This is a genomic window from Xanthobacter nonsaccharivorans, from assembly GCF_043194755.2.
GTDB lineage: Bacteria > Pseudomonadota > Alphaproteobacteria > Rhizobiales > Xanthobacteraceae > Xanthobacter > Xanthobacter autotrophicus_G.
The window spans coordinates 1,416,284-1,429,476 of sequence record NZ_CM195526.1 but is presented as its reverse complement, the minus strand read 5'-3'; the positions used below and the strand labels follow the sequence as shown (position 1 = coordinate 1,429,476).

Annotated in this window: 14 protein-coding genes; 7 read left to right on the top strand and 7 right to left on the bottom strand. The window is 70.1% G+C overall.

Going from position 1 to position 13,193, the window contains the following annotated elements; genetic code table 11:
* Window positions 1-135: 135 nt before the first annotated feature.
* Window positions 136-834: a uroporphyrinogen-III synthase gene (locus V5F59_RS06580; RefSeq protein WP_393982139.1), complete on the bottom strand. Its 699-nt coding sequence runs from the start codon at window positions 832-834 to the stop codon at window positions 136-138.
* 131 nt (window positions 835-965) lie between these two features.
* The gene (hemC, locus tag V5F59_RS06575; protein WP_393982140.1) at window positions 966-1,919 is read right to left on the bottom strand and encodes a hydroxymethylbilane synthase; all 954 of its coding nucleotides are present in this window, start codon (window positions 1,917-1,919) and stop codon (window positions 966-968) included.
* A gap of 83 nt (window positions 1,920-2,002) precedes the next feature.
* On the opposite strand from hemC, the gene tsaD reads away from it, so the two are divergent.
* Window positions 2,003-3,073, top strand: a complete 1,071-nt coding sequence (gene tsaD / locus V5F59_RS06570; RefSeq protein WP_393982141.1) for a tRNA (adenosine(37)-N6)-threonylcarbamoyltransferase complex transferase subunit TsaD — start codon at window positions 2,003-2,005, stop codon at window positions 3,071-3,073.
* Window positions 3,074-3,109: 36 nt separating this feature from the next.
* Window positions 3,110-4,072, top strand: a complete 963-nt coding sequence (locus V5F59_RS06565; protein WP_509211226.1) for an NAD(P)H-dependent glycerol-3-phosphate dehydrogenase — start codon at window positions 3,110-3,112, stop codon at window positions 4,070-4,072.
* A 202-nt stretch (window positions 4,073-4,274) separates the two neighbouring features.
* Here V5F59_RS06565 and V5F59_RS06560 read toward each other — a convergent pair whose 3' ends face one another.
* A complete protein-coding gene (locus V5F59_RS06560; protein WP_393982143.1) occupies window positions 4,275-5,021 on the bottom strand; it encodes a YkgJ family cysteine cluster protein in 747 nt (248 codons plus the stop codon).
* Between the two features lie 206 nt (window positions 5,022-5,227).
* Window positions 5,228-5,527, bottom strand: coding sequence for an antibiotic biosynthesis monooxygenase family protein (locus V5F59_RS06555; protein WP_393982144.1), 300 nt, complete (start codon window positions 5,525-5,527; stop codon window positions 5,228-5,230).
* Between the two features lie 202 nt (window positions 5,528-5,729).
* On the opposite strand from V5F59_RS06555, the gene V5F59_RS06550 reads away from it, so the two are divergent.
* Window positions 5,730-6,143 (top strand): EVE domain-containing protein, encoded by a 414-nt coding sequence (locus V5F59_RS06550; protein ID WP_393982145.1) that lies wholly within the window; start codon window positions 5,730-5,732, stop codon window positions 6,141-6,143.
* Window positions 6,110-6,796, top strand: coding sequence for a class I SAM-dependent methyltransferase (locus V5F59_RS06545; RefSeq protein WP_393982146.1), 687 nt, complete (start codon window positions 6,110-6,112; stop codon window positions 6,794-6,796). The genes V5F59_RS06550 and V5F59_RS06545 overlap by 34 nt, the downstream gene beginning before the upstream one ends.
* A 49-nt stretch (window positions 6,797-6,845) precedes the next feature.
* Here V5F59_RS06545 and V5F59_RS06540 read toward each other — a convergent pair whose 3' ends face one another.
* Window positions 6,846-7,217, bottom strand: a complete 372-nt coding sequence (locus V5F59_RS06540) for a DUF423 domain-containing protein (protein ID WP_393982147.1) — start codon at window positions 7,215-7,217, stop codon at window positions 6,846-6,848.
* Window positions 7,218-7,509: 292 nt separating this feature from the next.
* Here V5F59_RS06540 and acs point away from each other — a divergent pair, with 292 nt between their 5' ends.
* The 3 genes from acs to V5F59_RS06525 all read left to right on the top strand — a co-directional run bounded on the left by acs (window position 7,510) and on the right by V5F59_RS06525 (window position 11,996).
* Window positions 7,510-9,462, top strand: a complete 1,953-nt coding sequence (acs, locus tag V5F59_RS06535) for an acetate--CoA ligase (protein ID WP_393982148.1) — start codon at window positions 7,510-7,512, stop codon at window positions 9,460-9,462.
* Between the two features lie 260 nt (window positions 9,463-9,722).
* Window positions 9,723-10,976, top strand: coding sequence for a GGDEF domain-containing protein (locus V5F59_RS06530; protein WP_393982149.1), 1,254 nt, complete (start codon window positions 9,723-9,725; stop codon window positions 10,974-10,976).
* A gap of 126 nt (window positions 10,977-11,102) precedes the next feature.
* A complete protein-coding gene (locus V5F59_RS06525; protein WP_393982150.1) occupies window positions 11,103-11,996 on the top strand; it encodes a 50S ribosomal protein L11 methyltransferase in 894 nt (297 codons plus the stop codon).
* Between the two features lie 187 nt (window positions 11,997-12,183).
* On the opposite strand, the gene V5F59_RS06520 is transcribed toward V5F59_RS06525, so the two are convergent.
* Both V5F59_RS06520 and V5F59_RS06515 read right to left on the bottom strand, forming a co-directional pair.
* Entirely contained in the window at window positions 12,184-12,360 is a 177-nt protein-coding gene (locus V5F59_RS06520) for a hypothetical protein (protein WP_393982151.1), read from the bottom strand.
* Between the two features lie 194 nt (window positions 12,361-12,554).
* Entirely contained in the window at window positions 12,555-13,064 is a 510-nt protein-coding gene (locus V5F59_RS06515; protein ID WP_393982152.1) for a thioesterase family protein, read from the bottom strand.
* Window positions 13,065-13,193: the final 129 nt, after the last annotated feature.

The following is a 13,193-nucleotide window of genomic DNA, read 5'->3' as shown; positions in this document are numbered from 1 at the left end:
GGAAAAACCCCCGGCCTTCGGATCATCGCTCGCCATGGGCGTTCCTCGTGCCTCCCTCGTGAGATCGGATCGGCAATTGCGGATCGGGATAGACCGCCCCGCGCCGCGCCGCAACCGTGCCGCCCGACGGCCCAGTCACAGCAAGGCGAGGAGCGCGTCCTCGTTCGGGGCGCCGGCCACTTCCACGGGAAGACCAGCCTTCACCAGCGGCTCGGCCACCTGCTCCGACAGGCACAGTTCGCGTACACCTCTCAACGCGTCGTTAAGCCCGGCGGCGGCGACGCACCGAAGCAGGGTCTTGACCGTTCGCTGTGAGAAGTGCAGCGCCGCCGTCACGGTTCCCGCGGCGAGCGCCGCCCGCGCCTCCTCGGAGAGGGCATCCGCCGGCGCGGCGGCATAGACGATGGCAAGCTCCAGCGTGATGCCGGGCGCGGAGAGCAGCGACTGGAGGTCCGCCGCCCGGTCCTCGCCGGCGGGGTTCAGCACCCGGGCACCGGCGGGCACCACCGCGGCGATGCGCCCGGCCAAAGCCGAGGCGTCGCCGTCGCAATCCAGAACCTGGGAGAAGCCCACCGCGCGGGCCTCCTTCGCCGTGCGCGGCCCCACCGCGAAGGCAGGCAGATGGAACAGGCCCGGTCCTTCCGGATGGGTAGCGAAGGCCTTCACGCCATTGATGGAGGTGAAGGCCACCGCATCGAACGGGCCTTCAGGCAGCTTCGCGTTGGTGGGGGCGATACGCAGCATGGGGTCCACGGTCGCCTCATGCCCCAGCGCCTTGAGTCGCTGGGCGGTCTGGGAGGCGGCGGGCTCCGGCCGAGTGATGAGAATATGCATGTCTGTTTCTCAATGCGGCACATGAAACGGGGCAGAACATGGGATCGGCAGCAGACGGGACTCAGCTCGGGCGACCGGCCTGAAAAAGCGCCGGTGCCGCGCGGCGGCCCGTGTCGCCGCCGCGCCGTGTCTCACAGCCCCAGCGCGCGGGCCGGAGCGCTGGCGCGCAGGATCTCGCCGCAGGCGGTGCCGAGGCGCGCGGCCTCGGACACGGGGGCGCGCTCGGCGATCTCGGCGGCATCCGAGCCGTCGGGCGTCATGACGAGGCCGCGCAGGCGCACGCTGTCGCCCTCCACCGTGGCGAGTCCGGCGATGGGGGTGCGGCAGGAGCCGTCCAGCGCCGTCAGGAAGGCCCGCTCGGCATCCAGTGCGATGCCCGTGTCGCGGCAGGCGATGGCGGCGATAGCGGCGTTGGTATCGGGATCAGTGACGCGGCATTCGATGGCCACCGCACCCTGCCCCACTGCGGGCAGGAAATCGGCGGTGTCCAGCACCGCGCTCGCCGCGTCGGCCATGCCCAGCCGGGTGAGGCCCGCGAGCGCCAGCAGGGTGGCGTCGAAATCCCCCTCCCGCACCTTGGCGAGGCGGGTGTGCACATTGCCGCGCAGCAGCTCCACCTTGAGGTCGGGCCGCAGGCGCCGCAGTTGCGCCTCGCGCCGCAGCGAGGCGGTGCCGACACGCGCGCCGGCCGGAAGGGCGTCGAGCCCCTTGCCGGCCTTCTGGATCAACGCGTCGCGCACGTCCGCGCGGGGGAGGTAACCGGCAAGGTGGAGCCCCTCGGGGAGGAAGGTCGCCACGTCCTTCGCCGAATGCACCGCGAGGTCCACGCGCCCGTCCAGCAGCGCCTCCTCGATCTCCTTGGTGAACAGACCTTTCCCGCCCGCCTCCGCCAGCGCCCGGTCCTGGATCTGGTCGCCGGACGTGCGAATGACATTGATCTCGATGGCCTCGGCCGGCACCGCGAGCGCCGTGGCGAGCGCAGCCTGCACCGCATGGGCCTGCCACAGGGCGAGCGGGCTGCCGCGGGTGCCGATGCGCAGGCGGACGGGGACGGGCTTGCTGCCCGATTTCGTGTTCTCGTTCATGGGCGCGTACAATGATCAAAGGAATCGAAATGGGATAGAGCGGCGTTCCGGCGCAGACCGGGCCGCGCGGGGAGGACAGGGGCGTGGCCGATCTTCTGGTGCTCGGCATCGAGACCACGTGCGACGAGACCTCGGCGGCGGTGGTGGCGCGCTCGCCTTCGGGCGCGTCCGACATCCGCTCCAACGTGATCCGCTCGCAGGTGGAGATCCACTCGCCCTATGGCGGCGTGGTGCCGGAGATCGCCGCCCGCGCCCATGTGGAAATCCTCGACCACGTGATCGCCGAGGCCATGCGGCAGGCCAATGTCGCCTTCTCCGAGCTCAGCGGGGTGGCGGCGGCGGCCGGGCCTGGGCTCATCGGCGGGGTCATCGTCGGCCTCACGACCGCCAAGGCCATCGCCCTTGCGGCGAAGAAGCCGCTGGTGGCGGTGAACCACCTGGAGGCCCACGCCCTCACCGCCCGCCTCACCGACGGGGTGGCCTTCCCCTATCTGCTGCTGCTCGTCTCTGGCGGGCACACGCAGCTGCTCGCGGTGGAGGATGTGGGCCGCTACACCCGCCTCGGCACCACGCTGGACGACGCGGTGGGCGAGGCCTTCGACAAGGTGGCGAAGATGCTGAGCCTGCCCTACCCCGGCGGGCCGCAGGTGGAGGCGCAGGCTAAGCTCGGCTACGCTTCCCGCTTCGCCTTCCCCCGCCCCATGCTGGGCCGGCGCGAGCCGGACTTCTCCCTCTCCGGCCTCAAGACCGCCGTGCGGCTGGAGGCGGACCGCCTCGCCCCCCTCTCCGACGACGACGTGGCGGACCTGTGCGCCTCCTTCCAGGCGGCCGTGGTGGACCTGATCGCCGACCGGGTGCGCGCCGGCGCCCGCGCCTTCCGCGACCGGCTGGGCCGCGGACCCACGGCGCTGGTGGTGGCGGGCGGCGTCGCGGCCAACACCATGATTCGCGAGAGCCTCGCCAAGGTGGCGGCGGAGCTGAACATCCGCTACGCCGTCCCCTCCCCGGCCTTGTGCACCGACAACGGCGCCATGATCGCCTGGGCCGGGGCCGAGCGCCTCTCCCGCGGCATCCGCGACCGGCTCGACATCAGCCCGCGCGCCCGCTGGCCGCTCGATCCTGCCGCGGCGGCGTCCGCCAACGCGCGGGCCTGACGCGTGACCGCCTTTTCCTTCCAGCGCATCGGCGTGATGGGCGCGGGCGCGTGGGGCACGGCGCTCGCCAATGCCGCCGCAAGGGCCGGCCGCCAGAGGGGCGCTTCGGTGGCCCTGTGGGGCCGCGATGCCGCCGCCATGGCGCGGATGGCTGAGGCCCGCGAGAATGCGGCAGACCTTCCGGGCATCGCCCTCGACGCCGCAGTCACCCCCACCGGCGACCTCGCGGCCCTCGCCGCCGCCGACGCCATCCTGCTGGTGGTGCCGGCGCAGGCCTGCCGGGAAGCCCTCGGCCGGCTGGCGCCGCTGGCGCGGGCTGGCCTGCCGGTGATCTCCTGCGCCAAGGGCATCGAGCGCGGCAGCCGCGCCTTCATGACCGAGGTGATCGCCGACGCGCTGCCCCAGGCGGTGCCCGCCGTGCTCTCCGGCCCCAGCTTCGCCTCGGACGTGGCGGCGGGCCTGCCCACCGCCGTGACGCTCGCGGCCCACGACGGGACGCTGGCGGAAGCCCTCGCCGCGGCGCTGGGGTCCACCACGCTGCGGCTCTACCATTCCACCGACGTGCGGGGGGTGGAGATCGGCGGGGCGGCGAAGAACGTGCTTGCCATCGCCGCCGGCATCGTCGCCGGGCGGCGGCTCGGGGCGAGCGCGGCGGCGGCCCTGGTGGCGCGCGGCTTCGCCGAGCTGATGCGCTTCGGCCGCGCCTATGGGGCGAAGGCGGAGACCATCACCGGCCTCTCCGGCCTCGGCGACCTCATCCTCACCACCTCCGGCCCGCAATCGCGCAACTTCGCCTTCGGCCGCGCCCTGGGCGCCGGCGAGGCGACGGGCGGCAAACTGGCGGAGGGCGCCTTCACCGCCAGCGTGCTGGTGGAGATGGCGCAGGCCAGAAGCGTGGACGTGCCCATTTCCACCGCCGTGGACGCGGTGCTCGCCGGCCGCCTCTCCATCGACGGCGCCATCGAGGCGCTGATGGCCCGGCCGCAACGGGCGGAATGAACCGAACAAGGGGGCAGTCTGGCTCATTCCCATGCGCTTCAAGCCCGCGCGGCGCCTGGGCGCAGCCCTCCCGGCACGGGTCAGGACAGCGGCCAGAACGCGGTCCGGGCACATTGAAGCCACGGGCCGGTGAGTCGCCCCCCCTCGGACAGGGAACGCGTCATCCGATCCGATTGCGGTGCACGCTGCGGGACGAGGCGCCCTACCCCTTCAGGCGGTCGAAGGTGCGGGCCATCTCCTCGCGGCTCACATGGTCGATGATGGCGGGGTCGAGGATATCCTCCCCGGCGCCGAAGGCGGCTTCCGCATCGGGCCGCGCCAGGGCGATCTTCAGGGCGCCCACGAGGTCGTAGAGCGCCCAGGCGTGGCCGGTGTCGCGCAGGGCGGATTGCAGCGCCCCCTGCACCAGCGCCCGCACGGTCCGGTGGGATTCGGAGACCGGCACCTCGTCCGCCTCGCCTTCCAGGGCGGCGACGCAGGCGTCCTCGTTGAAGGAGACGTGCCCCCGGCAGGCCAGCGGGCGCACCGGATAGATCACGCAGATGCCCTCGGCGAGGAAGGGGCATTCCCGCCCGAGCGCCATGGTGCCCGTGGAACCGGGCGAGGCCGCGGTGGCGGCGAGGCGCGCCGGCAGGTCGATGCCCACCTTGCGGAAGCCGTCCGCCATGGCGCGGATGTAGCGTGCCACCATCAGCACTTCCGGGGCGGTGGCCACCACCTGGATGCGACAGCAGGTGCCGCAGCCCTTCCGGCAGGCGAGCGGGGGAAGATCCTTCGTCTGCTCCGCCACATTGTGCTCGTAGCTGGAGAAGGCCTGCATCCAGATGCGATCGAGCATCTCCCGCGTGCCCTTGTGGGCGCCGAGGGTCGCGCCAAAGGCAGAGTGCTGGGCACGGAAGAAGGCGGCAGGACCATCGGCCTCCGCCTGGGGATCTGCAGCAACTGCCACGGCAAGCCTCCAAAAATGTTCCGTCCACCCGCAACGGGCCGCCTCACGCTGGTCCGGCTGGTGAGCCGGCGCATTGAGATGAAACAAGCTATGTCTGCATGGATACAGCGCTCAACATAGGGAAACTGCGTAGGCGGCAGAGGCGGCGGCGCGGAAAGGGGCGTGCGGAGCCCGCGGCGCGACGGCGCGCGGGCTCCGGTGCGCGTTCAGAAGTAGTCGCCGACGACGCTCGTGTGCTCGACGGACGGCGGGTTGGCGAAGTGCGGGCCGACCAGGCGGCGCCACTCCTGGAATTCGGGCGAGGCGCGGAAGTGCACCATGTGGTCTTCCACGCTGTCCCAGGTGACGCGCAGGTAATAGCGCGAGGGGGTCTCCACGCTGCGCTCCAGCTTCAGGCCGCGGCAGCCGCGCGACTTCTGGAAGTGGGGGGCGGCTTCCTTCACCGCCGCCTCGAAAGCCGCTTCCGAGCCTTCCTTGATGTCGAGCGTGGCAATCTCATAGACCATGGTGCGTTCCTCATTGTCGGCGGCCCGTCCGCGCCGCCGGGCGGGACATTACCCCTTCACCTTTCGCAGACAAGACACGCGCGGATGGAGTTGCACGGCTGAGCGATCGCGACAGGCGCCCGCCGCCCGCGCATGGCACCTTGCCAAGCGCGGCCTTTGTGGGCACACCCGGCATATTCATTTGCTGAACGCGAGCATTGCCATGGCCCACTGGCTCTACAAATCCGAACCCTTCAAATGGTCCTGGGACATGCAGGTGAAGGCCGGGGCCAAGGGCACCCACTGGGACGGCGTGCGCAACCACCTCGCCAAGCAGCAGCTCCTGGCCATGAAGACGGGCGACCGCGGCTTCTTCTACCATTCCAACGAGGGCAAGGAGATCGTCGGCATCGTCGAGGTCATCAAGGAGGCCTATCCCGACCCCTCCGACCCCACCGGCAAGTTCGTGATGGTGGACATCAAGGCGGTGAAGCCGCTGAAGACCCCGGTGACGCTGGCCGCCGTGAAGGCCGAGCCGCGCCTGTCCGAGATGGCGCTGATGCGCTTCTCGCGCCTCTCGGTGCAGCCGGTGACGGACGAGGAATGGGACATCGTCTGCGGAATGGGCGGCGTGTGAGCCGCCCCATCAGCGATCCCGCCGCCTTCATCCGCGCCGAGACACGGCTGCGCCCGGTGCCCCTGGTGCCGGAGATCTCGCTCCACGTGGCCGACGAGGCGGTGCCCATCTGGCACCGCACCGAGGAGGAGCTGGGCGAGATGGGCCTGCCGCCGCCCTTCTGGGCCTTCGCCTGGGCCGGCGGGCAGGCGCTGGCGCGGCATGTGCTCGACCATCCGGAGACGGTGCGGGGACGGCGGGTGCTGGATTTTGCCTCCGGCTCGGGGCTCGTGGGCATCGCCGCCATGAAGGCCGGCGCGCGCGAGGTGACCTGCGCCGACATCGACCCGTTCGCGGTGGTGGCCATCGGCCTCAACGGAGAGGCGAACGGCGTCGCCCTCTCCCCCACGCAGGACGACCTCATCGGCCGCGACGCGGGCTGGGACACGGTGCTCGCGGGCGACATCGCCTATGAGCGCGACCTTTCGGAGCGGGTGTTCGCCTGGCTCATGGCGCTGGCGGCGCGGGGCGCGACGGTGCTGATCGGCGATCCCGGCCGCACCTACCTGCCGAAGCAGCGGCTGGAGAAGCGCGCCGAATATTCGGTGCCCGTCACCCGGGAGCTGGAGGACATGGAGATCAAGCGCACCAGCGTGTGGCGGCCCCTGCCCTGAAGCCCGCCCTTGCCGACGGGAGATGAGGCAAGCCCCTCACCCGCCGGCATCACCCCTTCCGCACGACGAAGGCTGAGGCGGCCACCACCAGCCAGCCGAGAATCATGGTCGTCCCGCCGAAGGGGGCGCTGCCGCCCAGGAGCTTGACGTCCATCAAGGCGCGCGCCGCGAGATCCCCCGAAAAGAGAAGGCAGCCAAGGACAAGCAGGCTTGCCCCTGCCCGCACCACGGCGCTGCCGCCGGCCAGCCGCAGCGCGAGGGCGCAGAGGCCGGCCACCGCAACGGCGGTGAACAGAAGGAAGTGGGCGGCAGTCTCCAGCAGCCCCCCGCCGGTCACATGGGCCGCGGCCGCAGCCGCGGCGACACCCGCCGCGCCGAGAAGGCCGGACGCGAGGAGGAGAAGGCGAGTCCACAGGTCCATGGGCGACGGCTCCAGTGAAGGGCAACCGTCTATAGGCCTCCCCCCGCCGGAGCGGAATGCCGCCGCCTGCCGCACGCCGGCACGGGGCCCGGCGTGCGGCAGGCGGCTTCCGGCCCCCGCGCGCGGGGCGTATGAAGGGTTTACAGCGACGAAGGGCTATGAGCCCAAAGTCTGCATAACCGGTGCCTTGTGGAGCGCACAACCGCTCCCCATAATCCGGCCCAACCAAGGCGGGACAATCCGCCGTGAAGGAAGGATCGCGGGAAACGATCCCGCGGGAGGGAGGCTGAGCATGTCCGAAAAGGTCTATGACGTTCCGTCCCAGTGGGCCCAGAAGGCCTATGTGGACGACGCGCACTACCAGTCCATGTATGCCGCCTCGGTCAAGGATCCCGACGCCTTCTGGGGCGAGCACGGCAAGAGAATCGACTGGTTCACGCCCTACACGAAGGTGAAGAACACCTCGTATGACCCCGGGCACGTCTCCATCAAATGGTTCGAGGACGGCGTCACCAACGTCGCCTACAACTGCGTCGACCGCCACCTTGAGGAGCGCGGCGACCAGGTGGCCATCATCTGGGAGGGCGACAGCCCGGACGAGAGCCGCAAGATCACCTATCGCGAGCTGTCCTCCGCGGTGAACACGTTCGCCAACGTGCTGCGCAACCGCGGCGTGGAGAAGGGCGACCGCGTCACCATCTACCTGCCGATGATCCCCGAGGCGGCGTTCGCAATGCTCGCCTGCGCGCGGCTCGGCGCGGTTCATTCCATCGTGTTCGGCGGCTTCTCGCCGGACAGCCTCGCCGGCCGCATCGCCGACTGCGGCTCCAAGTGCGTCATCACCGCGGACGAAGGCCTGCGCGGCGGCCGCAAGGTGCCGCTGAAGGCCAACGTGGACGCGGCCGCGGCCCAGATCGAGGACGGCGTCGACCACGTGATCGTGGTGCGCCGCACCGGCGGCAAGGTGGACATGACCCCCGGCCGCGACGTCTATTACGACGAAGCCGCCGCCATGGTCACCGACGAGTGCCCGGCCGAGCCGGTGAACGCGGAGGATCCGCTGTTCATCCTCTACACCTCCGGCTCCACCGGCAAGCCGAAGGGCGTGCTGCACACCACCGGCGGCTATCTGGTCTATGCGTCCATGACGCACCAGTACATTTTCGACTACCACCCCGGTGACGTCTACTGGTGCACCGCCGACGTGGGCTGGGTGACGGGGCATTCCTACATCGTCTACGGCCCCCTCGCGAACGGCGCCACGACCCTGATGTTCGAGGGCATCCCGAACTATCCGTCGGTGTCCCGCTTCTGGGATGTGATCGACAAGCACCAGGTGAGCATCTTCTACACCGCCCCCACCGCCATCCGCTCGCTGATGCAGGCGGGCGAGGAGCCGGTGAAGAAGACCTCCCGCGCCTCCCTGCGCCTGCTCGGCTCGGTGGGCGAGCCCATCAATCCGGAAGCGTGGGAGTGGTACTACCGCGTGGTCGGCGACGAGCGCTGCCCCATCGTCGATACCTGGTGGCAGACCGAGACCGGCGGCATCCTCATCACCCCCCTGCCCGGCGCCACCAAGCTGAAGCCCGGCTCCGCCACCCGCCCCTTCTTCGGCGTCATGCCCGAGGTGGTGGACGCGGAAGGCAAGGTGCTCACCGGGGCCTGCGAGGGCAATCTCGTCATCGCCGACTCGTGGCCGGGCCAGATGCGCACGGTTTACGGCGACCACGAGCGCTTCGAGCAGACCTATTTCTCCACCTACCCCGGCAAGTATTTCACCGGCGACGGCTGCCGCCGCGACGAGGATGGCTTCTACTGGATCACCGGCCGCGTGGACGACGTCATCAACGTCTCCGGCCACCGCATGGGCACGGCGGAGGTGGAAAGCGCCCTCGTCGCCCATCCGAAGGTGTCGGAAGCCGCGGTGGTGGGCTTCCCCCACGACATCAAGGGCCAGGGCATCTACGCTTATGTCACGCTGATGGACGGCGTGGAGCCCACCGAGGAGCTGCGCAAGGAGCTGGTGGCCTGGGTGCGCCGGGAGATCGGTCCCATCGCCTCGCCGGACCTCATCCAGTTCGCGCCCGGCCTGCCCAAGACCCGCTCCGGCAAGATCATGCGCCGGATCCTGCGCAAGATCGCCGAGGACCAGTTCGAGAGCCTGGGCGACACCTCCACGCTGGCGGATCCCGGCGTGGTGGATGACCTCATCAACAATCGGCAGAACAAGCGCGACGCCGCCTGACAAGGCGTCCGTCATGTCCGAGGGGGCGCCCCCGCGGTCTCCTCTCGACTTCAAGAATGCCCCGGACCTCCGGGGCATTTTTTATGGCTGCGGGGGCCGGTCGGCGCCGCCCGGCGGCTGATCCGTCCATATCTTTTTGTTTACACGGCTGTCCTTGCAACGTACTCGCAAGTAGGCTTCGCCTTTGCGGGCCCGGCGCGGCGCCGGGCCATGTCCTCCCCATCCGTGCCGACGCGCCGGTGACGGCAGTGCCGAACCTCATGACCGCCTTGAACATCGCCCTGCTCGCCATCGAGGTGCTGGTCTATTTCGGGGCCATGCTCGCGCTGTTCCGGCTGAGGAAGGTGCTGGGCCTCGGCGTGTTCTTCTGCGCCCTCGGCAGCCTGCACTTCATGGAAACCTACCTGGCGGCGGCCTACTACATCCAGATGCCGCTCGGCATCTCGCTGTCGCCCGGCTCGGTGGTGCTGTTCTCCGGCAAGCTGGCGCTGCTGCTGCTGGTCTACATCCGCGAGGATGCGCTGGTGGCGCGCCAGCCCATCTACGGGCTGTTCCTCGGCAACCTGCTGCTGATCGCCCTCGTCGCCCTGCTGCGCCAGCACCACGCGGTGCCGGCGCCCGGCACGCCGGCGGACCTGTCCTTCATGGACCAGCTGGGCGCGCTCATGGTGTGGAGCACGTTCCTGCTGTTCATGGACTGCATCGCCATGATCCTGCTCTACGAGCAGTTGTCGCGGCGGCTGAAGCGCGTGCCGGTCCTCGCCATCTGGCTCACCCTCGCTGTGGTGCTGTCGTTCGACCAGCTGGGCTTCTTCTCGGTGCTGCACCTCGCCATGGGGGTGCCGTTCAGCGCCGGGCTCGGCGGATGGCTGGGCAAGATGCTCGCGGCCGGGGTCTATGCCCTGCTGCTGACGTACTACCTCGCGCATTGGGAGATGGCCGCGACGACGCCCACCCGGCGCATCTCCGACGTCTTCGACGTGCTCACATACCGCCAGCGCTACGAGCGACTGGAGGAGGTCTCACGCCGCGACGCGCTCACCAACGTGCTCCATCGCGGCCAGCTGGAGCCGCTCGGCCGCGACCTGCTGGCCGTGTCGAACACCACCGGCCGGCCCATGAGCCTGCTGCTGGTCGACGTGGACGACTTCAAGGACGTGAACGACGTGCACGGCCACCAGACCGGCGACGAGGTGCTGCGCCGGCTGGCCGCCTGCCTCACCGAAGGCCTGCGGCAGGGCGACTATGTGGTGCGCTACGGCGGCGACGAGTTCGCGGTGTTCGCGCCCGGCGTGGCGCATCCGGCCGCGCTCCAGCTCGCCGCCATGCTGCGCGAGCTGGTGGCGGAGATGGAGCTGCCCTCCGGCGTGGTGCGCCAGACCCTGTCCATCGGCGTCGCCACCGCCCCGCAGGACGGAGAGGCCTTGACGGACCTGCTCGATGCGGCCGACAAGCGCCTGTACGCGGCCAAGGCGGCCGGGCGCAACCGGGCGACCGGGGCGACCGAGGCCTGACGCGCCGCGCCGGAGCACGCCCCACGGGCGGCCGCCCCGCGACCCAGATGAATGAGCGCGTTTTCCTCATGCGAACCGGTGCCCTCTTCGCCCGAGAACGCTCCAGAGACGGATGACCCCGACCCCATGCTGGAAGGCCTTCCCCCCAACGACGCCACCCATGTGATGCGCGTCGCCGCGCCCCAGGCCGCGGCCCGGCGCATCGCCGACCTCATCTCCGAGACCTTCGACCCCGCCGAGGTGGCGGTGGCGAACTTCGAGCGCGCGGACAACGACTGGGTGGTGGAGGTCTATGCCGGCTTCGCCTTCGATGCCGAGCAGCTCGCCGAGCTGGTGGAGTTCGCCGCGGGGCCGGAAATCGCCGCCGGCGTCACCTTCGGTGACCTGGAGCAGAAGGACTGGGTGGCGGCGAGCCTGGAGGGCCTCGCCCCGGTGGCGGTCGGGCCCTTCATGGTGCACGGCTCCCATGACCGCGCACGGGTGTCCCAGAACCGCATCGGCATCGAGATCGAGGCGGCGCTGGCCTTCGGCACCGGCCACCACGGCACCACCCAGGGGTGCCTGCATGCCATCGTCGACGCCGCGCGCAAGGGCCGGCCGCAGCGGGTGCTGGACGTGGGCACGGGCACCGGCGTGCTCGCCATCGCGGCGGCGCGGCGCTTCCGCACCAAGGTGGTGGGCAGCGACATCGACATCGTCGCCGTGCACACCGCCAAGGCCAATGCCCGCGCCAACAAGGCGGGCGAGGTGCTGATGCTGCATGCGGCGGGCGTGGGCGCGCAGTCGCTGCGCACCCACGGGCCCTACGACCTCATCCTCGCCAACATCCTGCTGCCGCCGCTGAAACGTCTCGCCCGCCCGCTCCGGGGCCTGCTGGCGCCGGGGGGGCGCATCGTCCTCTCCGGCCTGCTGGTGCAGCAGGCGCCGGCGGCGCTGGCCGTCTACCGGGCGCAGGGGCTGCACCTCGTCTCGAAGCGCCACATCGAGGGCTGGGCAACGCTGACGCTGGCGGCGCGCTGAAACGCGCCTGAGCGAGGGGCAAACGCAGATCGGCCCGCATGGAGCGGGCCGATCGGATATCATATTCACGCATTTTGCCTGAGCCGTCTCCTGCCGCGGGACGCACAACCCGGCTCGTGCCGGGCCTGTCGCCCGCTCCGGAGGCAGACCGGCGGAGGCGCCTCAAGCGCCCCCCGATCCCGCCGGCTCAGACGACGGGATCGTGGCCGTGGAGCTCGAGATAACGGGCGTATTCGCGCTCCGCCTGTTCCATGCGGGACGCGACGATCGCGTCGAGCAGGCGGGCGAAGAAGCCCTTCTTCTGGCCGGCCGCGGCCTTCGGCGCGGGGGCGAAAGTCTTGTGGGTAAAGGTGATGGCGCTCATGGGAGGCCTCCTGCACGCAACCGGTCCTGCGGACCTTGATGCACTGCAAAATAGCGTGCACCGCATTGCAGCAGAAGCGCCGGTTCCTCATGCCAGCCTTGCGTCCCATGCAAGGTGCATTAACCGGAGGAAAGGACTCCTCGCGGAAGCCGGCCCGGCGGGCGGCATGGGGGCGGTTCAGGCCGCCCACGGGCTCAGTAGCGGGCGGGCATGCTGACCCGGCGGCCGAGGTCCTCGGGCGGCGGCAGCGCCGCATGGGAGGCCCGCATGGTGGCGATGCGCTCCAGCACGTCGTCCGGAAAGGGCACCACGCGGCGGGACTTCAGGTCCACGTGCAGCGCCATCTGCTCGGACGTGGCGGACACCCAGCCCTCGCGGGCATGGTGGAGCGACTGGAAGATGTGGAGCCGCTTCTCGTCATAGTCCACGAGGCGCAGGGCGACGCGCACCGGCGAGTCCGGGGGCAGTTCCCTCAGGTAGCGCACATGGGTCTCGGCGGTGAAGAAGGAGCCGCCCCGCTTGCGGGCGTATTCCGGGCCGAGGCCGAGCAGGCTCAGCGCCTCGTCTGCGGCCCGATCGAAGATGAGCGTGTAATAGGCCACGTTGAGATGACCATTATAGTCAACCCACTCTCCCTCCACCTTCATGGAAGAAGAGACGAAGGGTGCAAAGAACACAGGTTCAAAGTCGATTCGGTCCAGCATGGCCGCCTCGTTTCGTCTGCTTGAATTTGCCGTTTATGCGTTCACTTTGACGCGCTAAGAGGCATTCGTCACGTGCGAAAAGAGCCGCAATCGCGAATCAAAAAAGCCACTGTCAAGGTAATTTTGGTT